The sequence below is a fragment of the Bacillus sp. PS95 genome (assembly GCF_037963565.1).
GTDB classification, from domain to species: domain Bacteria; phylum Bacillota; class Bacilli; order Bacillales; family Bacillaceae; genus Bacillus; species Bacillus subtilis.
The window spans coordinates 1,887,617-1,910,740 of record NZ_CP150160.1 but is presented as its reverse complement, the minus strand read 5'-3'; the positions used below and the strand labels follow the sequence as shown (position 1 = coordinate 1,910,740).

Annotated in this window: 27 protein-coding genes and 1 pseudogene; 9 read left to right on the top strand and 19 right to left on the bottom strand. The window is 42.5% G+C overall.

From position 1 onward, the window contains the following. Positions 1 to 36 precede the first annotated feature (36 nt). Together NSQ12_RS09650 and NSQ12_RS09645 are read right to left on the bottom strand one after the other, a co-directional pair. Positions 37 to 258 (bottom strand): hypothetical protein, encoded by a 222-nt coding sequence (locus tag NSQ12_RS09650; protein WP_029726456.1) that lies wholly within the window; start codon positions 256 to 258, stop codon positions 37 to 39. Continuing rightward, a pseudogene (locus NSQ12_RS09645) lies at positions 248 to 1,003 on the bottom strand (DnaB-like helicase C-terminal domain-containing protein); the annotation flags it as partial. The gene NSQ12_RS09650 and the pseudogene NSQ12_RS09645, both read right to left, overlap by 11 nt. Positions 1,004 to 1,133: 130 nt before the next feature. Here NSQ12_RS09645 and NSQ12_RS09640 point away from each other — a divergent pair. Beyond that, on the top strand, positions 1,134 to 1,580 hold the full coding sequence (locus NSQ12_RS09640; protein ID WP_231940252.1) for a site-specific integrase: 447 nt from the start codon (positions 1,134 to 1,136) through the stop codon (positions 1,578 to 1,580). Positions 1,581 to 1,869: 289 nt separating this feature from the next. Here NSQ12_RS09640 and glnA read toward each other — a convergent pair whose 3' ends face one another. The 5 genes from glnA to spoVK all read right to left on the bottom strand — a co-directional run bounded on the left by glnA (position 1,870) and on the right by spoVK (position 7,426). Next, complete coding sequence (gene glnA / locus NSQ12_RS09635) at positions 1,870 to 3,204, bottom strand: type I glutamate--ammonia ligase (RefSeq protein ID WP_003231737.1); 1,335 nt, start codon at positions 3,202 to 3,204, stop codon at positions 1,870 to 1,872. A gap of 58 nt (positions 3,205 to 3,262) precedes the next feature. Further along, a complete protein-coding gene (glnR, locus tag NSQ12_RS09630) occupies positions 3,263 to 3,670 on the bottom strand; it encodes a transcriptional repressor GlnR (RefSeq protein WP_003238341.1) in 408 nt (135 codons plus the stop codon). Between the two features lie 109 nt (positions 3,671 to 3,779). After that, positions 3,780 to 5,045 carry an aminotransferase class I/II-fold pyridoxal phosphate-dependent enzyme gene (locus NSQ12_RS09625; RefSeq protein ID WP_029317829.1) on the bottom strand — a complete coding sequence of 422 codons (1,266 nt, stop codon included), beginning with the start codon at positions 5,043 to 5,045 and terminating at the stop codon, positions 3,780 to 3,782. 17 nt (positions 5,046 to 5,062) lie between these two features. Continuing rightward, complete coding sequence (gene hflX / locus NSQ12_RS09620) at positions 5,063 to 6,325, bottom strand: GTPase HflX (protein WP_339176545.1); 1,263 nt, start codon at positions 6,323 to 6,325, stop codon at positions 5,063 to 5,065. A gap of 132 nt (positions 6,326 to 6,457) precedes the next feature. Next, positions 6,458 to 7,426, bottom strand: a complete 969-nt coding sequence (gene spoVK, locus NSQ12_RS09615) for a stage V sporulation protein K (RefSeq protein ID WP_003231746.1) — start codon at positions 7,424 to 7,426, stop codon at positions 6,458 to 6,460. 640 nt (positions 7,427 to 8,066) lie between these two features. On the opposite strand from spoVK, the gene cwlC reads away from it, so the two are divergent. Then, positions 8,067 to 8,834: a sporulation-specific N-acetylmuramoyl-L-alanine amidase gene (gene cwlC, locus NSQ12_RS09610; protein ID WP_106073939.1), complete on the top strand. Its 768-nt coding sequence runs from the start codon at positions 8,067 to 8,069 to the stop codon at positions 8,832 to 8,834. Between the two features lie 63 nt (positions 8,835 to 8,897). On the opposite strand, the gene NSQ12_RS09605 is transcribed toward cwlC, so the two are convergent. From NSQ12_RS09605 to NSQ12_RS09565, 9 genes are all read right to left on the bottom strand, one after another. Beyond that, the gene (locus NSQ12_RS09605) at positions 8,898 to 9,518 is read right to left on the bottom strand and encodes a hypothetical protein (protein ID WP_003245105.1); all 621 of its coding nucleotides are present in this window, start codon (positions 9,516 to 9,518) and stop codon (positions 8,898 to 8,900) included. A 49-nt stretch (positions 9,519 to 9,567) separates the two neighbouring features. Continuing rightward, positions 9,568 to 10,557 carry a class 1b ribonucleoside-diphosphate reductase subunit beta gene (nrdF, locus tag NSQ12_RS09600; protein ID WP_043857532.1) on the bottom strand — a complete coding sequence of 330 codons (990 nt, stop codon included), beginning with the start codon at positions 10,555 to 10,557 and terminating at the stop codon, positions 9,568 to 9,570. Between the two features lie 17 nt (positions 10,558 to 10,574). Continuing rightward, complete coding sequence (gene nrdE, locus NSQ12_RS09595) at positions 10,575 to 12,677, bottom strand: class 1b ribonucleoside-diphosphate reductase subunit alpha (RefSeq protein ID WP_014479842.1); 2,103 nt, start codon at positions 12,675 to 12,677, stop codon at positions 10,575 to 10,577. Continuing rightward, positions 12,637 to 13,029, bottom strand: coding sequence for a class Ib ribonucleoside-diphosphate reductase assembly flavoprotein NrdI (gene nrdI / locus NSQ12_RS09590; RefSeq protein ID WP_003231758.1), 393 nt, complete (start codon positions 13,027 to 13,029; stop codon positions 12,637 to 12,639). The genes nrdE and nrdI overlap by 41 nt, the downstream gene beginning before the upstream one ends. Before the next feature lie 243 nt (positions 13,030 to 13,272). Continuing rightward, a complete protein-coding gene (locus tag NSQ12_RS09585; RefSeq protein WP_003245262.1) occupies positions 13,273 to 13,503 on the bottom strand; it encodes a hypothetical protein in 231 nt (76 codons plus the stop codon). 81 nt (positions 13,504 to 13,584) lie between these two features. Then, positions 13,585 to 13,857 (bottom strand): YmzC family protein, encoded by a 273-nt coding sequence (locus tag NSQ12_RS09580; protein WP_014479841.1) that lies wholly within the window; start codon positions 13,855 to 13,857, stop codon positions 13,585 to 13,587. 195 nt (positions 13,858 to 14,052) lie between these two features. Next, positions 14,053 to 14,274 (bottom strand): RNA chaperone Hfq, encoded by a 222-nt coding sequence (gene hfq / locus NSQ12_RS09575; RefSeq protein ID WP_003221097.1) that lies wholly within the window; start codon positions 14,272 to 14,274, stop codon positions 14,053 to 14,055. Positions 14,275 to 14,313: 39 nt separating this feature from the next. Then, entirely contained in the window at positions 14,314 to 15,258 is a 945-nt protein-coding gene (gene miaA / locus NSQ12_RS09570; protein ID WP_003245569.1) for a tRNA (adenosine(37)-N6)-dimethylallyltransferase MiaA, read from the bottom strand. Between the two features lie 99 nt (positions 15,259 to 15,357). Beyond that, positions 15,358 to 15,771 (bottom strand): YmaF family protein, encoded by a 414-nt coding sequence (locus NSQ12_RS09565; protein WP_003231769.1) that lies wholly within the window; start codon positions 15,769 to 15,771, stop codon positions 15,358 to 15,360. Between the two features lie 88 nt (positions 15,772 to 15,859). On the opposite strand from NSQ12_RS09565, the gene NSQ12_RS09560 reads away from it, so the two are divergent. From NSQ12_RS09560 to ebrB, 3 genes are all read left to right on the top strand, one after another. Then, complete coding sequence (locus tag NSQ12_RS09560; protein ID WP_029317825.1) at positions 15,860 to 16,135, top strand: hypothetical protein; 276 nt, start codon at positions 15,860 to 15,862, stop codon at positions 16,133 to 16,135. Between the two features lie 136 nt (positions 16,136 to 16,271). Continuing rightward, positions 16,272 to 16,589: a multidrug efflux SMR transporter subunit EbrA gene (gene ebrA / locus NSQ12_RS09555; protein ID WP_015483253.1), complete on the top strand. Its 318-nt coding sequence runs from the start codon at positions 16,272 to 16,274 to the stop codon at positions 16,587 to 16,589. A 13-nt stretch (positions 16,590 to 16,602) separates the two neighbouring features. After that, positions 16,603 to 16,956 carry a multidrug efflux SMR transporter subunit EbrB gene (gene ebrB, locus NSQ12_RS09550; RefSeq protein ID WP_003245163.1) on the top strand — a complete coding sequence of 118 codons (354 nt, stop codon included), beginning with the start codon at positions 16,603 to 16,605 and terminating at the stop codon, positions 16,954 to 16,956. 13 nt (positions 16,957 to 16,969) lie between these two features. On the opposite strand, the gene NSQ12_RS09545 is transcribed toward ebrB, so the two are convergent. The 3 genes from NSQ12_RS09545 to NSQ12_RS09535 form a co-directional block, all read right to left on the bottom strand. Next, entirely contained in the window at positions 16,970 to 17,422 is a 453-nt protein-coding gene (locus NSQ12_RS09545; RefSeq protein WP_217011450.1) for an OsmC family protein, read from the bottom strand. A gap of 69 nt (positions 17,423 to 17,491) precedes the next feature. Continuing rightward, the gene (locus tag NSQ12_RS09540; protein WP_003245758.1) at positions 17,492 to 18,199 is read right to left on the bottom strand and encodes a poly-gamma-glutamate hydrolase family protein; all 708 of its coding nucleotides are present in this window, start codon (positions 18,197 to 18,199) and stop codon (positions 17,492 to 17,494) included. 279 nt (positions 18,200 to 18,478) lie between these two features. After that, on the bottom strand, positions 18,479 to 18,712 hold the full coding sequence (locus NSQ12_RS09535) for a hypothetical protein (protein ID WP_014476869.1): 234 nt from the start codon (positions 18,710 to 18,712) through the stop codon (positions 18,479 to 18,481). Positions 18,713 to 18,936: 224 nt separating this feature from the next. Between NSQ12_RS09535 and aprX the strand changes: the two genes are divergently transcribed. The 4 genes from aprX to NSQ12_RS09515 all read left to right on the top strand — a co-directional run bounded on the left by aprX (position 18,937) and on the right by NSQ12_RS09515 (position 23,083). Beyond that, positions 18,937 to 20,265, top strand: coding sequence for a serine protease AprX (gene aprX, locus NSQ12_RS09530; RefSeq protein WP_160221600.1), 1,329 nt, complete (start codon positions 18,937 to 18,939; stop codon positions 20,263 to 20,265). A 110-nt stretch (positions 20,266 to 20,375) separates the two neighbouring features. Then, positions 20,376 to 21,200, top strand: coding sequence for an MBL fold metallo-hydrolase (locus NSQ12_RS09525; RefSeq protein ID WP_076457691.1), 825 nt, complete (start codon positions 20,376 to 20,378; stop codon positions 21,198 to 21,200). 78 nt (positions 21,201 to 21,278) lie between these two features. Then, positions 21,279 to 21,635 (top strand): hypothetical protein, encoded by a 357-nt coding sequence (locus tag NSQ12_RS09520; RefSeq protein ID WP_076457692.1) that lies wholly within the window; start codon positions 21,279 to 21,281, stop codon positions 21,633 to 21,635. 230 nt (positions 21,636 to 21,865) lie between these two features. After that, a complete protein-coding gene (locus NSQ12_RS09515) occupies positions 21,866 to 23,083 on the top strand; it encodes a cytochrome P450 (protein WP_339176537.1) in 1,218 nt (405 codons plus the stop codon). The last annotated feature ends 41 nt before the right edge of the window (positions 23,084 to 23,124 follow it).

Genomic DNA, 23,124 nt, shown 5'->3' with positions numbered 1-23,124 from the left:
GTTTCAATAATTCCCAACCAAATTAGATTTCAATATTCAATCCCCAAATCTCTTGTTTCCTTCCTTAACCCGCTGCTCGTATGCCAACAAATAAGCGTTCATTTTATCCTTAAATCTTTCCTGTAAATAAAAATTTAGCGCCTGTTCCGGATCCTGCAGGTTTATGGTTTTCTTCTCATAAACCAAAAACTCTATCAGCAGAATGAGAGAATAATAATTATGCCGCAGCGCTTCTCGATACCAATCTCTAACTTTCAAACCTGCGCTCCAAATTTAAGAACAATCCATATTCTTTAATGAACGCCAATGAGACAGTACCAACAGGACCGTTTCTCTGTTTAGCAATAATGATTTCAATTATGTTTTTACTTTCGCTTTCCTTGTCATAATAATCGTCCCGATAAAGAAACCCAATGACATCCGCGTCCTGCTCAATTTGCCCTGATTCCCTAATATCAGACATCATCGGGCGCTTATCCTGCCGCTGTTCAACGCCCCTTGAAAGCTGACTAAGAGCAATCACACAAATGTCTAACTCTCGAGCCATATGCTTGAGCATACGGCTTATTTCGCCTATTTCCTGTGTTCTGTTCCCCCTGTGCTTTGCTGAACCTGTAATCAGTTGCAAATAATCAATAATGATCAAGATATCCTTGCCCGCATACTCCCGTTTCATTTTCCTTGCCTTTGACCATATCTCATTTACTGTGACGCCCGGGCGGTCAAATATTCTTAGATCAGCGGAACCGAGAATATCATTTGCTTGTGAAAGCTTGTTCCAATCATTAGCTGTCAAATTTCCTGTTCTCATTGCATCTGCATTGATATTTCCGAGAATGGACGCCATTCTTTTTAAGAGCTGCTTACGTGACATTTCAAGAGAGAAAATACCTACTGCACCGCCGCTATATTGATTTACTGAACTACCCATAGAATTTGCCGCAACGTTTAAGCAAAAAGCAGTTTTCCCGACAGACGGCCGAGCGGCAACGATAACCAATTCTTATATGAACCACCAAAATTATCCACACAACAATGCGAAATGCAATGGAGAAAGCAGCAATATTAGGAAAGCTCAAAAAAATCCTTGTTATGGTATCGAGATTAAAACAAATAAAAAATGAGAATACTATATGGAGTTTATCAATTGCGATGACATACCTCTTTTTTTACGTGTAGCATATGAATATGGTTATATGTACTATATTTTCTTTAAAACACTCGGAAATACTGGCATGCACAAAGGCGAGACTGCTGCTTTACAGTGGTCAGATATTGATTTAAAAAATAAAACCAGCTCAATTTCTAAAACTCTAGATTTTAAAGCAGCTTCAAAAGATGAATTATTTGGCGACCCTAAGACTTATACATCCAGGCGTATTATTACTATTGATCAAAGGTTGGTAAATGAACTTCACGAACTTAGAAAACGACAAAACAAAGATAAACTTCAGCTTAACGGGATCTATCACCATGACCTTAACTTAGTCTTCACTCGCAAAGATGGTTCACATTATAATGCTTTTGTCCGTATACTAAATAAAGCTGGTCTAGAAACTCCCTATTCACGCCCTTCATGACACACATGCTGTTTTGTTCCTTGAGTCAGGTGCTTCAATGAAATATGTAGAAGAACGACTGGGTCATAAAAGTATTCAAGTTACGTCAGATATTTACTCACATATCAGCAAAAAGATTGATAGGGATTCAATGAATAAGTACGAAAATTATATCTCCACTATTATGGAGTAATTTTTTATTGTTTTTTTGTGGGTGTTTTGTGGGCGCTCTATGATTTATATTAAGTTATCAAAATTGTTAACCAATCAAAAAATCCCCTGACACCACTAGTGCCAAGGGATTGAGAGATTAATACTGAGACATATACTGTTCGCGCTCCCAAGGATGAACTTGTGTGCGGAACATATCCCATTCGATTTCTTTTGCTTCGATGAAGTGTTCGAATAGGTGCTCGCCCAGCGCTTTGACCATAACTTCGTTTGATTTGAATTCTTCTAGCGCTTCCGCAAGTGTTGCTGGAAGGTCAACGATTCCGTTTTCCATGCGCTCTTCTTTGCTCATCACATAGATGTTGCGGTCGATTGGAGCCGGCGCTTCCAGTTTGTTTTTGATTCCGTCTAATCCTGCAGCAAGCAATACGCTAAGTGCAAGGTATGGGTTTGCAGCTGGGTCTACGCTGCGTACTTCAACACGTGTGCTGATGCCGCGAGAAGCCGGGATACGGATAAGCGGGCTTCTGTTTTGCGCGCTCCATGCTACATAGCAAGGTGCTTCATAGCCAGGAACAAGACGTTTGTAAGAGTTTACTGTCGGGTTTGTTACTGCTGTAAAGCTTGTTGCGTGCTTCACGATACCTGCAATGAAGTGTTTCGCTGTTTCACTTAACTGAAGATCTGCGTTTTCGTCAAAGAATGCGTTAACACCATTTTTGAAGAGTGATAGATTGCAGTGCATACCTGAACCGTTCACACCGAACAATGGTTTTGGCATAAATGTCGCATGCAGGCCGTGTTTGCGGGCAATTGTTTTGACAACTAGTTTAAATGTTTGGATGTCATCACAAGAGCGGACTGCTCCAGCATATTTAAAGTCGATTTCATGCTGACCAGGTGCTACTTCGTGGTGAGACGCTTCGATTTCAAAGCCCATCTCTTCAAGCTCAAGTACGATATCGCGGCGGCAGTTTTCTCCTAAATCAGTTGGAGCTAAGTCGAAATATCCGCCTTTGTCGTTTAGTTCAAGCGTTGGCTCGCCTTTTTCGTCCAATTTGAATAAGAAGAATTCAGGCTCAGGTCCAAGGTTAAAATCACTGAAGCCGAGGTCTTCCATTTCTTTCAGAATCCGTTTTAAGTTGTTTCGCGGGTCACCTTCGAAAGGTGTGCCATCCGGATTATAAATATCACAGATGAAACGTGCTACTTTACCTTTTTCAGCTGTCCATGGGAAGATAACAAATGTATTTAGATCTGGATACAGGTACATGTCTGACTCCTCGATACGAACGAATCCCTCAATAGAAGAACCGTCAAACATGACTTTATTATCAAGCGCTTTTCCAAGCTGGCTTACAGGAATCTCAACATTCTTGATTGTTCCAAGAATGTCAGTAAATTGAAGACGGATATACTTCACGTTTTCTTCTTTTACTAATTTTTCGATATCTTCTCTAGTGTACTTTGCCATTTGGTAAAATTCCTCCTCTTAAAAGGTAAATGTATATAGCAAAACAGTTGCTAACGGATTAATGAAAGAAGCGGGACATGTCGCCTTGACGGAATGTATTCCCTCTTTGAAAACGGCCGGCTTGCATGAGCTCGTTTTTCAGGAGCTGTCTCAGTTCGTCATCGGACAGATCATGTTTCATTGGTTTTTTCGTCTTCTCGTTTTGTTTTTGTTCTGGCTCGGCTTCGGCTTTCGCCAGAATCTGTTTAATTCCTGCCATGTTTACACCTTGTTCTATCAGGTGCTTGATTTCTAACAGTTTATCTACATCATGAAATGAAAATAATCGTCTATTTCCTTCACTTCTGGCTGGAAATATCAGTCCATTTTCCTCATAATATCGAATTTGTCTTGCTGATAACTCAGTTAACTGCATGACAATTCCTATTGGAAATAAAGGCATTGAGCGGCGAATATTATCACTCATCTCAATTTCCTCCTTTTCTTAACTTAGTTTCATTATAGGTGATGTTATATTATGTGTCAATACGATGTAAGGATTCTTAACATCAAATTCAGAGAAATTTTTAAAAAATTTAAATTAATTGCTTTTCCATCAATGAATCCACTGCACTGCATATGGCATTCTTCACATGCGAATAGGTTAATCCTCCCTGAACATACGCTACATACGGCGGGCGGATAGGGCCATCAGCTGATAATTCGATGCTTGCTCCTTGAATAAACGTGCCTGCTGCCATAATGACATCATCCTCGTATCCAGGCATGTAGGCTGGATAAGGCGTCACATGAGCATTGATTGGCGATGCAAATTGAATAGCCTGGCAAAAAGCAATCATCTTTTCTCTGTCAGAAAACTCAACGGATTGTATTAAATCCGTTCTTTTCGCATCCCATTTCGGGTTTGAAGTGAAGCCGAGCTTTTCAAGGAATCTCGCTGTAAACACCGCTCCCTTTAGACTTTGAGACACTACGTGAGGCGCCAAAAAGAAGCCTTGGTACATTTCTTGGAGCGAGTAAAGAGATGCCCCCGCTTCTCTGCCGATACCGGGTGACGTCATACGGTATGAGCAAGCTTCAATCCATTTCGCTTTTCCGACGAGGTAGCCGCCTGTTTTCGCAAGGCCGCCGCCGGGATTTTTAATGAGAGATCCCGCCATCAGATCGGCTCCGACATGGCAAGGCTCAAGCTCTTCCACAAATTCTCCATAACAGTTGTCCACAAAGACGATCAGGTTTTCATTGATTTCTTTTACAAAACGGATCATTTCTTTTATTTCACTAATTAAGAAAGAAGGGCGATTCGCATATCCTTTTGAGCGCTGAATGCCGATTACTTTTGTCTTCGGATTGATCGCAGCGGCGACTGCATCATAGTCTATCTTTCCGTCTTTCGTCAGATCAACCGCATTATAGCCGATTTGAAAATCCTTTAACGAACCAGCGTTTTCTCCACCCCTGACGCCCACAATTTCCTCTAGCGTATCATACGGCTTGCCCGTGATATAAAGGAGCTCGTCCCCCGGTCTGAGGACACCGAACAAAGCAATTGAGATGGCATGTGTGCCTGAAATGATTTGCGGCCTTACAAGCCCCGCTTCTCCGCCAAACACATCCGCATATATGCTTTCAAGCGTGTCTCTTCCGATATCATCATAGCCGTATCCAGTAGACGGCGTGAAATGAGTGTCGCTTACTTTGTGTTTTCTATAGCTTTGAAGCACTCTCCACTCATTTCGCTCGCTGATTTCTTCTATTTGTTTATGAATGCCGGCAATGTCCGCTTCCACTTCCATTGCCGTTTTCTTCAATAATTCTCCGTGTGTTAATGTGTCAAACATGTCTTTATATTTCCTTCCTACATATACTTCTTTAATTCACCGATGATACTTTGCTCTTCTTGGACATAGCCGGATATGTCATACTGTTCATTTTCTTCATTAAAATAGAAGCGGTCTACCATCGTTTCCAATTTGATTCTGGAAAGGAGCTTCCCTTCACTTGCCGGCACATGTGCTTCAAAAGACGTTAACAGTTCTTGGCGCAAATAGCGCTGAATCGCTTCTTTAAAGGCTGCAGCGTCGTCCTCAAATTTCGCACTGACCATAATGTGATCCCTTCCGGCGGACGGTATAAAATCAGGCAGTTTTTGATCACGTTTATTGTAAGCCGTCAGCATCGGGATATCATCTGCTTCAAGCTCCTCGAGAAGCCCAAGCACTGTTTTTTCATGTCCCGCATAATCCTCATTTGAAGAATCAATTAAATGCAGGATCAAATCCGCTTCTTTTACTTCCTCAAGCGTTGAGCGGAATGCAGCAATCAATGTCGTCGGAAGATCCTGAATAAATCCTACTGTATCTGAAAGAAGAACACTGTAGCCGCTTGGCAGGACCATTTTTCTGGTCATCGGGTCCAGCGTGGCAAACAGGAGATCTTCTTCATAGCTGTCAGCACTCGTCAGGCGGTTGAACCATGTTGATTTCCCTGCGTTTGTATAGCCGACAAGCGCAATTTGAAGCACACCGTTTTTCTTTCTTCTTTCACGGTATCGGCTTCTATGGCGAATGACAGTTGAAAGCTGTGTGTTGATTTCATGAATGCGATTTCTGATATGGCGGCGGTCGGTTTCCAGTTTCGTTTCCCCGGGACCTCTTGCCCCAATTCCTCCGCCTTGCCGGGAGAGATTGATCCCTTGTCCCGTCAGACGCGGCAGTGCATATTGCAGCTGAGCCAGCTCAATTTGAAGTTTGCCTTCTCTCGTTCTCGCCCGCTTTGCAAAAATATCTAATATCAATTGCGTGCGGTCAATCATCTTCACTTCAATTGCTGTTGCCAATGACTTCAGCTGACTTGGCGACAGTTCATCATTAAAGATGAGGAGATCAGCTTCAAGCTCTTCCACCAGTGCCTTCAGCTCTTCTACCTTCCCTTTTCCTATATATGTAGCGGCGTCAGCCCTGTTCCGTTTTTGTGTGACGCTGGTCAGTACTTTTCCGTCTGCTGTTTTTGTCAGAGATGCTAGCTCTTCCATAGAATTTTCAAAATGCTCATCCGTGATATGCGGCAGCTGACATCCGACTAAAATGGCTTTCTCCTGAATCGTTTCTTGTTCGTTCAAATGGATGTTCCTTTCTTTTGCATATTGGGCAGTAGTATTATCATACCAAACCCTGCATGTGTATACCACAAATCGATTGCTTTGAAAAGCGGAAATACGAGCAAAAAACAGACCTCTCAAAAACAGAGAGGTCTATGCAGATCCAGATGCTTCTTCTTTAATGGAAAGATCTTGGCTTTTGATGGTCATCAAGTCGCTTTTTAAGTATTGGTCTCCCATTAAAAGCCTCATGGCTTGTGCTCTGATCGATTTTTCGATCACATTTCTGACAAAACGTCCATTGCTGAATTTAATGGGACTTGTCGTGCTTTTCACTGTCATTAAGTAATCTTTCAATTTCCATTCAGCTTCTTGACTGAGCTGGTATTCCCTTTCATCGATCATTCGTTTCGCAATCTCCATGAGCTGGGTCACAGAGTAATCCGGAAAATCAATGGAGATGGGAAATCTTGATTGGAGACCGGGATTTAACGAGAGAAAATGATCCATTTCCCGTGAATATCCAGCGAGTATCAAAATAAACTCATGCTGTTTGTCTTCCATATGCTTTACAAGTGTGTCGATCGCTTCTTTCCCAAAGTCCTTTTCGCCGCCTCTTGCCAGCGAGTAGGCTTCGTCTATAAACAAAATGCCACCTAATGACTTTTTGATTAAATCTCTCGTCTTTTGGGCGGTGTGTCCGATATACTCCCCGACCAGGTCAGCCCGCTCCGCTTCTATTAAGTGGCCTTTTGACAGGACATTCATTTCAAAGAACAGCTTGCCGATGAGCCGTGCAACCGTCGTTTTTCCCGTTCCCGGATTTCCTTTAAACATCATGTGCAGCGCTTGCTTTCCAACCTTCAAGCCTTGCTCCGCGCGTTTTTGGTTCACAAAAATCCAGGCGTATATTTCCTTGATGTTGCGTTTCATTTCCTCCATCCCAACTAATGCGCTCATCTCTTTTTCGATTTCCTTCAAAATGCCGTGCTTTGCTTCGTTTTTTTGCAATGCAGCCTGATATTCCGCCTCTGCCTCAGCATTCGTCAGCACCTGCTTTTGCCCGTTCAGAATAATGTTGATCTGTCCGTTGTTTTTATAAGTCACAGCGCGCTCCAACATCTTCACCTCTCTGTTCTCTCTATATGATATTCAAGCGGATGCCGATTGTGACAAACGCCTATCATGTGTCGAAACAATTGCTTTTTTCGGGAACAATAAGGAATCCTGCGCTTTCCCGAGAAATACTTTATTTCTTATTGTATTCACGGACATAGGGTGGACAAACCATGATATTTTGTTTTTAATCATTTTGTCAGAGTATTATGGTGAGCTTCTTTCTCATTATTTTCTCCATTCGCCAATCCTTTTTTCATGCAACGGGCTGTTTTTTGTATGAAGCGTATTACCCTCCGTAAGATACCTGAAGTGTTTTTCTTTTTTTCGATTTATAAAGTGGTGTCTTTAATGAAAGGAGCTTTTCTCATCAATTTACGTTTCAAATGCTTGATTTAATATGAACGCAAAGCTTAAAACCAGCAGGAATCAGTGCAGGTTAACCGAACTCAAAGTACATACAAACATATGGTATATGTACATATTTCATTTCAGACCGTATCTGTTGTCGCTTCATGTTGAATTGTGCGCTTTCCCGAGAAATAATTTCTGGATGTGAAAGGATTATTTCCTCATTTTTCAGTTGAATGATAATCGTACAAGCAGAAGCCGTGTTTTTTCATATCCTGTAATGAGGTGATGAAAAATGGTTAAAATTTTTATTGATCCTGGCCATGGCGGGTCTGATCCAGGCGCAACAGGTAATGGCCTTCAGGAAAAAACGTTAACCCTGCAAATCGCTTTAGCCTTACGTACGATATTAACTAATGAATATGAAGGCGTTTCTCTGCTGCTGAGCCGGACAAGCGACCAATATGTCAGCTTAAACGACCGGACAAATGCCGCAAATAACTGGGGAGCAGATTTCTTTTTGTCCATTCACGTTAATTCCGGGGGAGGCACAGGTTTTGAAAGCTATATTTATCCAGATGTAGGAGCCCCGACGACGACTTATCAATCGGCAATTCACTCTGAAGTGATACAAGCTGTCGACTTTGCCGATCGCGGCAAAAAAACAGCGAACTTCCACGTCCTAAGGGAGTCGGCAATGCCTGCCCTCTTGACCGAGAACGGCTTCATTGATACCGTTGCCGATGCAAATAAGCTGAAAACGAGCAGTTTTATTCAAAGCTTAGCGAGAGGACATGCAAAGGGGCTGGAGCAAGCCTTTAACCTTAAAAAGACTTCCAGCTCAGGGTTATATAAGGTTCAAAGCGGCGCATTTAAAGTCAAAGCGAATGCCGACTCGCTTGCAAGTAAAGCCGAAGCCAAAGGTTTTGACTCGATTGTCCTTTTAAAGGACGGATTATACAAAGTGCAGATTGGCGCATTTTCATCCAAAGACAATGCAGACACCCTCGCTGCCAGAGCGAAAAATGCCGGCTTTGACGCTATTGTGATCCTAGAATCATAGCCGAGACGGGGACGAGCGTCTCATAAAAAAACCCGGCTCCTCATCACGAGAAACCGGGTTTTTTTATTCAAGGATATCGACAACAAACTGTGACCATGTTTCCAGACGGTTGTAGATGTCATCCTGTTTTAATTCAGAAACTTTCATCCATTTACCCGCAATTTGTTCTTTCTCCTTCACTTCCACTTGTGCGCCAGGCTTTAATTGAAGCGCAGAAAGAATACCGATATGCACTTTGCCAACACTGTTTTCATCATCATTGATCAATCCCAGTGTGACAATCGCCTGTTTATCTTCTTCATTTATTTGCAGTTCTTCCTCAAGCTCACGGTCTGTGTTCAGCTTTAAGACTTCAGCAAATGAAGCTGCCCCTTCGATGGCGTTCATATGACCGCCAAAGCCGAGAGAAAGCTTGTTGTGCAGTCGTGATTCACCGCCGCCAGCCAGCCGCTCGTAAAGAAAAACTTCATCTTCACGCTTAATGACGACATAAGGTATCGGCTGCTTGAAACGCGGATCTTCTTCTGCGTCCCCTCTTCTCATTTCACGATAGGCCGCTTCAATCTGAGCCATGATTTCGGCTACTCTGCTATCTTCACTGTACACGCCCTGGAAGGTTAAGCTTTCTTTCTTAAACACATCATCGCGCGGGGCAACTAAAATCATTTCGTCCATTTTTCCCATGGGTACTGCGTCCTCCTCATTTGAACCTTCAAGCCGAAAAGAGCAGATATTATATCTGCTCTTTTTCATCTTCAAAATAAAAGTCATCATCTTTGAGCGGCTCAACTGTCGCTTTTTTATAGCCATTCCCCTTCATAGAGAAGAAGTCATGCGATTTTGTTTTTGTGTTTAATCCGTTTAATACGATCGGATTAATATCTTCCTCTTCGAAGTATGGATCAAATCCAAGATTCATCAGCGCTTTATTCGCATTATAGCGGATGAATTTCTTTACATCGTGTGAGAGTCCGACTTGATCGTACAAGTCCTCTGTATACTCAAGCTCATTTTCATATAACTGATTCAGAAGGTCGATCGCAAATTCACGAAGCTCTGCTTTTTTCTCTTCTGTCTGTTTATTATAAATTTCCTGAGCAAGGAGACCGACATACACGCCGTGAATCGCTTCGTCACGAAGGATCAGGTTAATGATCTCACCGCTTTGCATCAGTTTTCCTTGTCCGTAGAAATATAACGGATAATAGAAACCGCTGTAGAAAAGGAAGCTTTCCAGATAGACGGAAGCAACCATCGCTTTGAACAGTGAAATTTCATCATCTTTTTGAATGGCTTTGTAAAGCCCGACAATGATTTGCGCTTTTTTCTGCAAATATTTATTTTGTTTAACCCATTCAAATACTTCATTAATCGTTTCAGTCGGTGCAAGGGTCATGAAAATATTAGAGTACGACTTCGCATGGACAGCGTTCTCCATCATAGCCATAAAGTTCAGCACCGCTTTCCGCTGGTGGCCATCTACGTGTTCAGCCACAATCGGCATCCCCGTATTCCCCTGCTCTGTATCAAGAAGCGTAAGTCCGGCCAGTACCTTCATATAAGTGTCCTGCTCATTTTTTCCGAGGTACTTCCATGTGAGGAGATCGCCGTTTAAAGCAATCTCTTCCGGAAGCCAGAACTGTTTCACGTTTTGGTTATAGAACATTTGGGTAAAATCGTCTTCATGCTTTGACCAGTTTGCTGCGTCATAAATTTTTGTCACTATAAACTCTCCTTTAATCAAACAACACAAGAAAGGCAGCTGTCTTGCCCAGTATCTTTCGTTCTTGCATAGTAAATGGTTTTAATTCCTCTATGATGTGCATACAGATCGATTCGGTTTAAATCACGGGTCGTCATTGTGTCTTTTAAGAACAATGTAAAGCTGATTCCCTGATCAATGTGCTGCTGGATAGTGGCGATCATATCCACAACCTTGAACATGTCCATATCGTAGGCTTCTTTATAGAAGAACCAGTTATTAGATGCAAGCCCAGGCATTGGGTAGTACGTTTTTGAGTTGCCGTATGTTCGTTCTTCAATGCGTTCCATAATCGGCATAACAGACGCCGTACTTGATTGGACGTATGAGATAGAGCCTGTCGGCGCAATGCATAATCTGTAGCTGTGATACATACCGTGTTCAGCCACAAATGCTTTTAGCTTTTTCCAGTCCTCTGTCGTCGGGATATGCATACCCTCAAACAGATTAGCGATTTTTTCATATTTCGGTGAGAAATCAGTAGAAACGTATTTGTCAAAGTATTCACCTGTCGCATAGGTTGAGCCTTCATATTGATCAAACGTTTCACCCTTCTCTTTTGCGATTTCCGCAGAACGCTGGATGGAGTAGAAGTTCACCATCATAAAGAACGTGTTTGCAAAGTCACGCGCTTCCGGACTTTCATACGCAATGCCGTTTTGCGCAAGGTAGCCGTGAAGGTTCATAGCACCGAGGCCGATTGACTTCATCGCTTTGTTTGCCCGTCTTACAGCAGGCGCATTACGGATGTCAGTTGTTTCAGAAACGTGTGTTAAAGAGTCTGTCGCAAGCTTGACTGTCTTTTCGATTGATTTATGCTCCATGACATTGAGAATGTTAAGCGAACCCAGGTTGCAGGAAATATCCAGACCGATTTCATCTTCTTCATCATAGTCTGTGTATGAAGAAACTTGAGATGCCTGCAGCACTTCAGAGCAAAGGTTAGAAAATTTGACCTTGGAAATATGGTTATTCGCATGCACTTTATTGACGTTATCTTGGAACATGATGTATGGATAGCCTGATTCAGAACGAAGCATCGCCAATTTTTCAAGCAGTTTCCGCGGGTTGATTTTTTCCTTTTTCACCCGAGGGTTGTCGACAAACTTGTCGTACATTTCGTTCATGTCCATCTCATCCATGTGCTGGCCGTACTCTTTATAAATCGTGTGCGGGTAGAATACATAAGCCGCTTTGTCCTCGCGTGCAAGCTCAACGAACTTATCCGGAATGACAACACCGATCGAAAGCGTTTTGACACGCACATCTTCATCCGCAGAAATCTTTTTCGTATCAAGAAAATCATTGATATCGCGGTGGAAAATGTTTAAATACGCCGCGCCGGACCCTTGTCTTTGTCCCATTTGGTCAGCATAACGGAACGCGTTATCAAGAAGCTTCATGACGCCTACAACGCCTTTTGTCGCATTTTCAACATCTTTAATGGCTTCACCTTTCGCGCGAAGCTTGGACAGGTTAAGAGAAACCCCGCCGCCAAGCTTAGAAAGCTGCATGGAGATATCGATCGCTCTTGAAATGTCATTTAAAGAATCATTAACTTCGAGCAAGAAGCAGCTCACAAGTTCACCGCGGCGTTTTCTGCCGGCGTTCAGAAATGTCGGTGTGCTCGGCTGATATTCTTGATTGATCATCAGGTTTACATATTCTTTTGCTTTCTCAGTGTCGCCGTTAGCGAAGAACAGCGCAACAATTGAGATCCGGTCCTCATAACGCTCGAGGATTTTTTTCTTGTCATTCGTTTTCAAAGCATAGTCATTATAGAATTTAAACGCACTCATGAAGGAAGGAAAACGAAACTTCTTAGCGTAAGCTGTCTTAAACACTTCTTTAATGTCTTCAAAAGAATAAAGGCTTAAGAATTCCTCTTCGTAGTATTGGTTTTCAACCAAATAATCCAGCTTCTCTTTTAAATCGTGAAAGAAGACTGTGTTTTGATTGATATAATCTACAAAATAGCTATGTACAGCCTCTTTATCCTTGTCAAACTGGAATTTTCCATCTTTTTGGATCATGATTTCGTTATTTAACTGGATCCATTTTGGCACTTGATTTTGTGACAACTCTTTCTACCTCCTGAGTAAACAATTCAACGTCTTTAGATGTGCCGCTGAGTTCAAATTTGTGCAAGATCGGCACCTGATATTGTCTTGAAATGGTATCGGCGCTTTTTGCAAAGTTATCGCCCCATACTTTGTTGCCGCTCGCAGCGACTCCTAATAAGAGATGGGCGTATTTTTCGAGAAATGATTGTGTTGATGCCGGTACCTGGCCGAAGTTTGTCGTGTAGGTTACCAAAACAAACGGAGTGTCCACGTGGTCCATTTCGTCCACCTTGCGTATCTGCTGAAAGCCTGTTTTATTCACAAACCGCTGAACATTCCCTGTTTTCGAATCAAATATGATTTGTACCACGTTTTATCACGACCTATCAAAAAATATGAATCTCTCATCACTAACACTATATATAGTATACTACCCTCTAGCAAAAACACAATATATAGATTCGTTTTTATGAAAAATTCATATTTTGATCAAATCAGGCAAATGGGCAGACTCATTAGGGCCCAAAAAAGAGAGCAGAACGAGAATCATCTCTCGTCCTACTCGGGGTGTCGTTTTTTAGCCGATGTTTATCATAACATGAAAAAAAACTGCTTAGTAGTCTAGATTTTTTTTTCTTAAGCTATCACAGCATTTTTCGCTCTCTACTGTTTCTTCTATTTCAACATCCGCGCCGATCTCTTCTAAAACCGCCTTCAAAGCAGTGATAATTGACGCTTCTCTGATTAATTCTTTTCCGTTCACAATGATACTTGTTCCGTATTCATAGCAAGAATCATCTTCGCAAATTTCTTCCCAATGATTCACGATCACTTTATGCTTCATGTTTTCACCCTCTGTTTGATCTGTGTCTGTATTTAGTTTAGCGGCTGGCATCCGCTTTGTAAATTCGAATGCTTGTGAATTTTATTCAAGCTCATCATCCGCGTATTCTTTCTTCAGCTTTACCTCATTGCGGGACTCATTATACTCATAAATTTTGATATAGCCGTCCTCCATAACGCCAAAATGGTTATGTTCAAGTGGAAACGAGGTGGGCTGAGGCGTTTCATAGTCTGAATTGCCGCTGTCTGTTTCAATAATGGTATCTTGATTCCCGCACGCCCCGAACAGTAAAAAGACAGCTATCCATACAAGTGCAATCCTGATTCGTCTCAGTTCTGCTTCACTTTCAAACAAGGTCGATCACCCCCAAATTCATTTTATACATAATATACCATTTTCACTTCCGTATGTTGTTCTCATAAAAAAAGACCGTGCCTTGGCATGGTCAGCTTACACAAAAAGCTTGGAGCAAAAGTGGATGAATGTTAAAAATGGCCGCCGGGAACCCCCGGCAGCCTTTCCTCATGTCTTGACATGGCATTTTTTGATCTATTCGAGTTCAAGCTGGACGTTTTTTTGCGGCGCAAACGTTGAGATCGCATGTTTATATATAAGCTGCTGCTTACCTTCCGATTCCAACAATACGGTAAAGTTATCAAAGCCTTTCACCTGGCCCCGCAACTGAAAGCCGTTCAGCAAAAAAACAGTGACATACGTATTTTCTTTCCGGATTTGATTCAAAAACTGATCCTGAATATTAATCGGTTTCATGTTTCGTCCTCCTTGATTCTCTATATCATACAGTTTCGATTAAAGTTCGAGTTTTCCTGCTATATGTGTGAAAATTTCCTTTTTTTTCAGCTCCATATCAACAGGCGGTGTCATATCGAACCATGTGACCTGCATTTTGTTGCGAAACCACGTCAGCTGGCGTTTCGCATACCGCCTCGAGTTCTGCTTTAGCTGTTCGACAGCATCGGAAAGTGTCACAAAACCGTCAAAATATGCATACAGCTCTTTATAGCCTATCGCCTGTATTGATTGACAGTCTCTCACGTTCTTGTCGTATAAGCGTTTCACTTCGGGAAGAAGGCCTGACTGCATCATCAAATCGACCCGCTGATTAATTCTTTCGTAAAGCGTGTCTCTATCCATTGTCAGGCCAATTAACACTGCATTGTACAGAAGTTCTCGTTTTTGTTCCTTCAAATGCTGGGACATCGTTTTTCCGGACGTATGTAAAATTTCCAGTGCGCGAATGACTCTTCTTGTATTATTCGGATGAATCGCAGCTGCTGCCTCGGGATCTGCTGCAGCAAGTTTGGCATGAAGAAAGTCAGCGCCTTCCCGCTCAGCGGCCATTTGCATGCTCTCTCGAAACACGGGATCATTTGCCTCTTCCGTAAATGTATAATCGTAAAGCACAGATTGTATATAAAGCCCTGTACCGCCGACAATCATCGGAAGCTTTCCTCTATTTGCAATCTCACTGATTTTATTTCTTACTAAGCTTTGATAATCGGCAGTAGAGAAAGAGTCTTGGGGATCTAAAATGTCAATCAGATGATGGGGCACTCCCTCCATCTCCTGTTCGGTAATTTTAGCTGTTCCAATATCCATCCCTTTATAAATCTGCATCGAATCTCCGCTGATAATTTCCGCGTTTAAGGATTTGGCTAGCTGAATACTTAAATTGGTTTTCCCCACTGCCGTCGGTCCGACTAAAATGACAACGGGCTGCTTCGTATTATTCAATATGTATCACTCTCTTTTATAAATCTCCCCCCATTATAGCATTCAACATGGACAACCACCTATCCATTTTGCCCTTTTTTTGCATCGGTAAACATCCTTCTACCAGCCGAGCGGCTCATTGCCGACAATTTCCCTTGTCTTTCCTTTCAGGGTATGACGATGCGTTTTTCTTCTGTCATCTCCGGGATCGTACACAACCCCTCCGTACTGGATCTCAATCGGCTCGTTATAGGCCAGATATGTCGTTTCTTCGATTTCATGATAATGTGTGCCATCTGCTAAGGGAATCGCCGGCCCTGAGATTCCGTAATACCGATGAAAATGGCCGTTTTCAAATGAAGTGATCCCTGTATAGTAATGTGTATGCTGATCGGTATTTGATCCGTTTGCCGGCTGAGTAAACCCTTCAATGAGATGATAATGGCCCTGTTCTCTCGTTGTTTTGACATGATAGGCATGTGCGTGGGGCGGTGCTTTTGACCAGTCAGACTGATACAGGCCCAATGTGTTCACATCCTCCTTTTTCTCGATTCGCCCAATCAAATCCGGGCAGGGTGAATACACTGCATCATCTACACTTTATTACAGGAGGAAAGAAAACATGAACGAGTTAGAGCATTTCAGCCCTGAAGATACAAGAATATTTGGAAGACCGTTCGGATTCGGGAGACCATTTGGGTTTGGAAGACCGTTCGGGTTCGGTTACGGGTTTGGAAGACCCGGATTTGGTTATGGGTTTGGCCGGCCATTCGGATTTTTTGGAGGACCGTTTATCGGCGGCCTTGCAGGCGGGCTTATAGGAAGCGCTTTATTTAATCCTTATTTTTATGGCGGATACCCCTATTATCCGTATGCCCCGTTCCCTTATTATTATTAAACGCAAAAGGCCCCTTAAAAAGGGGTCTTTTTAAGTGTGTGAAAATGAATCTCTTGACTCATACATAGGCATACACTAATATTTTTCTAGCTGAAGTTTTTTTTCTAATCTAAAAATATAGTGAGGAGAATTCATGATGTTGATAGGATATATATTCCTCACGATTGCCATATGTTCGGAATCGATAGGAGCAGCCATGCTGAAAGTATCTGATGGCTTCAAAAAGTGGAAGCCAAGTGCTTTGGTCGTTATTGGCTATTCCCTCGCCTTTTATATGCTGTCCCTGACTTTAAACCATATTCCCCTGAGCCTCTCCTATGCGACTTGGAGCGGGGCAGGCACGGTGCTGACGACAGTGATCGGAGTAAAATGGTTCAAGGAAGATCTGAATGCCAAAGGGCTTATCGGGATTCTTTTATTACTATCAGGGGTCGTGTTACTTAATTGGCAATAAAGGAGTGATGAAGATGAGAGGATTGCTTTATTTGGCTCTCGCCATTGTATCTGAAGTGTTTGGGAGCACGATGTTGAAGCTTTCAGAAGGATTTACACAAGCCTGGCCCATTGCCGGAGTCATAGTCGGATTTCTTTCTGCTTTTACGTTTCTAAGCTTTTCTTTAAAAACAATTGACTTATCAAGCGCGTATGCAACATGGTCGGGCGTTGGTACCGCGCTTACAGCAATTGTCGGGTTTTTGCTTTTTGGCGAAACCATCAGTTTAAAAGGTGTATTCGGTCTCACGCTTGTCATTGCAGGCGTGGTCGTGCTAAATCAATCGAAAGCCCACGCTGAAGATAAAAAACAGACGGCCTGTGAGTGACCGTCTGTTTTCTTTATTCTCCACCCAGTTTCACAGAGGCTTCAAGCTGCAGCTCGACATTTCCTTGAATTGCACGCGAAATCATGCATGACGACTCCGCTTTTTTACAAAGTTTGTGCGCCAATGCGACGTCGTCTTGTGAAGCATCATGTTTAAGCACGACAGAGGGACGGTGAATGATCTTTTTGTATGTAAAGACTCCTTTTGTAACGTTGATAATGCCTTCTGACTCCATCTGTAAGTCTTCTTTTTCCAGCCCGCTTCTCTCCATCATCGCTGCAAGTGTAATAATGTAACAGGTCGCTGCCGCCCCGAGAAGCATTTCATCTGGGTTGGTCCCTTCTCCCGGGCCATCCATTTCTTTAGGAATGGAAATCGATGTGATCAGGTTTCCGCTTTCGATCGTACCGACATCATTACGGTTACCCGGCCAGTTCGCTTTTAAATAAAAATGATGATCTGCCATTGTTTTGCCTCCTTTTTTATCCTATTTCAGTCTACTGATCTTCTCTTATTTTGTCTTCTGATCTGCTTGTTACGAATACTCTTTTTCCAGGACACCTTTGATCGCACTGACATAAGCATAAAATTCACTGTTCTTTGTGTATTTTCTATTTTTATAATAAAAATCATCAAAAAATGCTTCTCTCTGCTCACGGCTGATTTCCAGCTGGATACTTAGCCCCGTTTCCCCTTGGTTATTAATGTTTTCGGCATTCAATCCAGCAAGACCGCTTTTAGACGACGCTAACTCAGCGGAAAACCCTCTCCGCTCAAGGGCTCTCACAATCATTTTCGCCCGCTTTCGGTCTGTTCCCCCTACAAGGGTATTCTTGTTCTCTCCTTTATATCCGTGAAAAGCCACCACATATTGATGCTCCTTGATTTTCTTTTTTGCCAATGGCTCATCAAAGTTGGTGCTTGTAATGTGCAGTGTTTGGTTATCATGGGACTTCAACCCTTCAAATAGGTATGTAGAGTATTCATTATTGAAATAACGCACAAGCTCACTTACTCCGCCTTCAATTCTTCCGCCATGCGGAGACATAATTAAGACTTTGCTTCCTTTTTTCTCATTATATGAAATATCGTAATCGGCTGGGCTCTCATTCTCTGCCAAGCTGCTGAAATTTGAATATGTATCTGGCTGATTTGATGGTTCTGGTTCCAATGAGTAATGAACATATCTCAAGAACAAGACAATGGCTAAGACTAATATGACATTTAGTAAAAATCTTCTCATGTTTAACTCCTTTCATAAGAATGGCGCGGTTCATTATATGAGGTTTAGCCAATAGGTTTTATCTTACCATTGTATACACAATATCATCAGTGAAAAAGTTCCCGGTTTCAAAAAATCAATTGATTGTCACGGTTATTAGCGGTTCATTTCAAATAAGAGTGAAAAAAGGTTGAGAGGAAAGACAAAAAAGGTAGGAACAACCTCACTTGGCAAATAAATGTATATAGGTTTAAGGAGGGTTTTAGTAACAGGCTGCCCGGTTGCTGAGACGGACAGCTGTTACCGGCCTGCAGAATAGAGATTTTGCTTATTTGTTCTCACAAAATCACAGGAGAGGATAGAGTCCAATAAAAATGTTCTGATCTGTTGTTTCGAAAAACAAAATGCTTTGATTTTCGTTTTGCTTTTCTGTCTCACAATAATCGTTCTTTTACTAATCGTTCCGTCTTTCTTCATATATATAATGCTGATTGGCATTTGGCTTTCCAAAGATCGGTGCAAGTAGAAATTCATACGGTTGCTCTCCCCTTCCCAGTTTGATATGATCACATTATAATACGAACAAACGTTCTTTTTCAATCCCCAATGATTTCCTCAGCTTCTGAATCTATCGTATCTAATGCGAAAGATTCAGAAAAACAAACTCTTGTCTGTCTCTTACAGAGGACAAACAAACTTACCAAACCTATCATCTGTTCATAGAGTATACAGAGAACCTTATAATAGGAGGAAAATACATGTTTGGGTACTCTATGGTACAAATGGTGAGAGCAAATGCTCACAAGCTAGATTGGCCGTTAAGGGAAACCGTATTGCAGCTTTACAAGCCCTTCAAATGGACTCCTTGCTTCTTGCATAAATTTTTCGAAACCAAATTGCAAAACAGAAAAAAAATGTCAGTCATTATCGAATTTGAGGAAGGCTGTCACGAGACCGGCCTTCAAATGGCTGGAGAGGTGCTGCAAAAAGAAAAACGCAGCAAGCTAAAAAGCCGCTTCAACAAAATCAACTGCTGCAGCGCCGAGGTTACTCCTTCAGCATTACATTCCCTTCTCTCTGAATGCAGCAATATCCGTAAAGTGTATTTAAACCGCGAAGTCAAAGCGCTTTTAGACACGGCAACCGAAGCAAGCCATGCGAAGGAAGTCGTTAGAAACGGGCAAACCCTGACAGGAAAAGGTGTTACTGTCGCTGTTGTCGATACAGGAATCTACCCGCATCCTGATCTAGAAGGCAGAATTATCGGATTCGCGGATATGGTCAATCAAAAAACAGAGCCGTACGATGATAATGGTCATGGCACACACTGTGCAGGTGATGTCGCAAGCAGCGGCACATCCTCTTCCGGTCAATACCGCGGCCCTGCACCGGAAGCCAATCTCATCGGCGTAAAGGTATTAAACAAGCAGGGTTCAGGAACGTTAGCAGATATTATAGAGGGTGTTGAGTGGTGTATTCAATACAATGAGGACAACCCCGATGAACCGATTGATATTATTAGCATGTCGCTCGGGGGCGATGCCCTTAGATATGATCATGAACAGGAAGATCCGTTAGTCAGAGCGGTTGAGGAAGCGTGGAGCGCAGGGATTGTCGTCTGTGTCGCTGCCGGAAACTCAGGCCCTGATTCGCAGACCATTGCAAGCCCGGGCGTGAGCGAAAAGGTGATTACAGTAGGTGCGCTTGACGATAACAATACTGCAAGCAGCGATGATGATACTGTCGCTTCCTTCTCAAGTCGCGGCCCGACAGTATACGGGAAAGAAAAGCCCGATATTTTAGCGCCGGGTGTTAATATTATTTCCCTTCGCTCTCCGAATTCTTATATTGATAAGCTCCAAAAGTCAAGCCGTGTAGGGTCTCAGTACTTTACAATGTCAGGAACCTCGATGGCAACACCGATTTGCGCAGGAATCGCAGCTTTAATTCTTCAGCAAAACCCGGATCTTACCCCTGATGAAGTAAAAGAGCTTTTGAAAAACGGCACGGACAAATGGAAAGATGAAGATCCGAATGTGTACGGAGCGGGCGCTGTCAACGCAGAAAATTCCGTCCCCGGCCAATAAAAAGCACCAAAAAGCCGGCAATTCTCTCTCAGCAGAACTGCCGGTTTTGTGTTTGAATATTCATAATAATAAGGTAAAATAATGGAAAATAGATGAGGGAAGTGAAGAAAGTGCCATATTATATCTGCAATACATGCGGGGTGCAACATGCACAGACTGTAGATCCGCCCAACTCGTGTCTGATTTGCGAGGATGAAAGACAGTATATTCATCCCGATGGACAAAGTTGGACAACCCTTGAAGACATGCGTGAGAAAGGAAACCTTCAAAACATCCTCCAAAAGGAAGAAGAGCATCTTTACAGCATCAAAACTGAACCAGAGTTTGCGATCGGACAAACAGCCCATCTTATCCAGCATAAGGGCTTCAATGTGCTGTGGGATTGCATGACATATCTTGACCAAAAGACAATTGACCAAATCAACGAATTAGGCGGTATTCAAGCCATCGCCTTGTCTCATCCACATTATTACTCTACTCAGGTTGAATGGGCTGAAGCGTTTCAGGCGCCGATCTATATCCATGAGGATGATAAGGAATGGGTGACCAGGCCAAGCAATCACATTCACTTCTGGTCAGGGGAAACGCTCAACGTGAAGCCGGGACTGGACCTTTACCGACTGGGCGGACATTTTAAAGGCGGTGCTGTTTTGCATTGGAGCAAGGGCAATGAAGGGAAAGGCTGTCTATTGACCGGAGATATCATTACGGTTGCGGCGGACCGAAACTGGGTCAGCTTTATGTACAGCTACCCAAATCTCATTCCCCTTCCCGCCTCCAAAGTTGAAGAAATAGCAGCCAAAGTAAAACCGCTTCAATTCAACCGGCTTTACAATGCTTTTTCTAAAGTTGTCAAAGAAAATGCCGGCGAAGCGGTCCAGCGTTCTGCCGTACGCTATATCAAGGCTCTCAACAGCGAATTGTTTCATACATAAAGAGTGAGGCGGCTCTTTTCCGTGTAAAAGATGCAGCAATTGGGAATAGTATCGTGTAGATCAAAAGGAGGAATATTGATGGCACACACGAATACACAGCTTTCTCAATGGCTGGAGTCAAAAGTCGGCCAGACGCTTGATATTAGAAAAGGTGAATTGACCCATAATGAAGAGATATCAGACTTGGATCAGATAGTTCTCCACCTTCAAAAAGTGGCTATACGCAGTACGAATCATCCTGATGATTATGTTGCGAAAGAAGAGCTGGTTTTAGAAGGCGAAGGAACAACATTCACTGAGGACGGAAACGTACCGCTTCCGCAAAATGCCTATGAGATTCCTTTATTAGGTGACATTCATATTCACCAAGAAAACGAAGGATTGAAGGTCGTAACAGATCGTGCAGTATATACAATTGATATCCAGCACAGCTGAAAGCCACTTTCATCAAAATAATACAGCGTAGCGCCTTTGAGCTTTCGTTCAAAGGCGCTGCTTTATATCGAGCCGTTTTTTCACTTTTTTCGTTCTTCACCCTATTGAATGACTCCTAAAATAGATATATAGTTTTAGAGACAGGATTACATTTCAAATCATTCTGTTTTTTGTAAACTAGTTCAGCAATTTGATTCATCTATTTACCCTATTAGGCGAGGAGAATGCAAATGGAAAAATTGATGTTTCATCCGCATGGTAAAGAGTTTCATCACAATCCTTTTTCAGTTTTAGGACGATTTAGAGAGGAAGAGCCCATTCACCGATTTGAATTAAAACGGTTCGGAGCCACATATCCGGCCTGGTTAATTACCCGATACGATGATTGTATGGCCTTTTTAAAAGACAATCGAATTACAAGAGACGTAAAAAATGTGATGAACCAAGAACAAATCAAAATGCTCAACGTTAGTGAAGATATCGATTTTGTATCCGATCATATGCTGGCAAAAGACACACCTGACCATACCCGCCTGAGATCACTTGTTCATCAAGCATTTACTCCCCGAACCATTGAAAATCTGCGCGGCAGCATTGAACAAATTGCTGAACAGCTTTTAGATGAAATGGTAAAAGAAAATAAAGCGGATATCATGAAATCCTTCGCTTCCCCTTTGCCTTTTATTGTTATATCTGAATTGATGGGAATCCCAAAAGAAGATCGGTCACAGTTTCAAATCTGGACCAATGCGATGGTTGATACCTCTGAAGGTAATAGAGAGCTGACAAATCAGGCTCTTCGTGAATTTAAAGATTATATCGCCAAGCTGATCCATGACAGAAGAATAAAGCCAAAAGACGATTTAATCAGCAAACTTGTGCATGCTGAGGAAAACGGCAGCAAGTTAAGCGAAAAAGAGCTCTATTCGATGCTGTTCTTGCTCGTTGTAGCCGGCCTTGAAACAACTGTTAACTTACTCGGCTCAGGCACCCTCGCATTGCTGCAGCACAAGAAGGAATGTGAGAAGCTCAAGCAGCAGCCTGAAATGATCGCTACAGCGGTTGAAGAATTGCTGCGATACACCTCACCTGTCGTTATGATGGCAAATCGGTGGGCCATCGAAGACTTTACATATAAGGGGCATTCGATCAAAAGAGGAGATATGATTTTTATAGGCATTGGATCGGCCAATCGCGACCCGAATTTTTTTGAGAACCCCGAAATATTAAATATAAATCGGTCGCCTAACAGACATATTTCTTTCGGTTTTGGCATTCATTTCTGCTTAGGAGCGCCTCTTGCCAGGCTGGAAGGCCACATTGCATTTAACGCACTTCTGAAGAGATTTCCTGATATTGAACTTGCGGTTGCACCTGATGACATTCAATGGAGAAAAAATGTCTTTTTAAGAGGATTAGAAAGTCTCCCTGTTTCACTTTCAAAATAACATTCAAAACGCCCCCTTTTAAAAGAGGGGGCGTTTGTGTT

Bases quoted from the DNA above. Each gene is read 5' to 3' on its own strand.
- NSQ12_RS09640 (WP_231940252.1), top strand. From the start codon at position 1,134: ATGGAGTTTATCAATTGCGATGACATACCTCTTTTTTTACGTGTAGCA.
- glnA (WP_003231737.1), bottom strand. From the start codon at position 3,204: ATGGCAAAGTACACTAGAGAAGATATCGAAAAATTAGTAAAAGAAGAA.
- glnR (WP_003238341.1), bottom strand. From the start codon at position 3,670: ATGAGTGATAATATTCGCCGCTCAATGCCTTTATTTCCAATAGGAATT.
- NSQ12_RS09625 (WP_029317829.1), bottom strand. From the start codon at position 5,045: ATGTTTGACACATTAACACACGGAGAATTATTGAAGAAAACGGCAATG.
- spoVK (WP_003231746.1), bottom strand. From the start codon at position 7,426: ATGTTGGAGCGCGCTGTGACTTATAAAAACAACGGACAGATCAACATT.
- cwlC (WP_106073939.1), top strand. From the start codon at position 8,067: ATGGTTAAAATTTTTATTGATCCTGGCCATGGCGGGTCTGATCCAGGC.
- NSQ12_RS09605 (WP_003245105.1), bottom strand. From the start codon at position 9,518: ATGGGAAAAATGGACGAAATGATTTTAGTTGCCCCGCGCGATGATGTG.
- NSQ12_RS09585 (WP_003245262.1), bottom strand. From the start codon at position 13,503: ATGAAGCATAAAGTGATCGTGAATCATTGGGAAGAAATTTGCGAAGAT.
- hfq (WP_003221097.1), bottom strand. From the start codon at position 14,274: ATGAAACCGATTAATATTCAGGATCAGTTTTTGAATCAAATCCGGAAA.
- NSQ12_RS09560 (WP_029317825.1), top strand. From the start codon at position 15,860: ATGAACGAGTTAGAGCATTTCAGCCCTGAAGATACAAGAATATTTGGA.
- ebrA (WP_015483253.1), top strand. From the start codon at position 16,272: ATGTTGATAGGATATATATTCCTCACGATTGCCATATGTTCGGAATCG.
- ebrB (WP_003245163.1), top strand. From the start codon at position 16,603: ATGAGAGGATTGCTTTATTTGGCTCTCGCCATTGTATCTGAAGTGTTT.
- NSQ12_RS09545 (WP_217011450.1), bottom strand. From the start codon at position 17,422: ATGGCAGATCATCATTTTTATTTAAAAGCGAACTGGCCGGGTAACCGT.
- NSQ12_RS09540 (WP_003245758.1), bottom strand. From the start codon at position 18,199: ATGAGAAGATTTTTACTAAATGTCATATTAGTCTTAGCCATTGTCTTG.
- NSQ12_RS09535 (WP_014476869.1), bottom strand. From the start codon at position 18,712: ATGAATTTCTACTTGCACCGATCTTTGGAAAGCCAAATGCCAATCAGC.
- aprX (WP_160221600.1), top strand. From the start codon at position 18,937: ATGTTTGGGTACTCTATGGTACAAATGGTGAGAGCAAATGCTCACAAG.
- NSQ12_RS09520 (WP_076457692.1), top strand. From the start codon at position 21,279: ATGGCACACACGAATACACAGCTTTCTCAATGGCTGGAGTCAAAAGTC.
- NSQ12_RS09515 (WP_339176537.1), top strand. From the start codon at position 21,866: ATGGAAAAATTGATGTTTCATCCGCATGGTAAAGAGTTTCATCACAAT.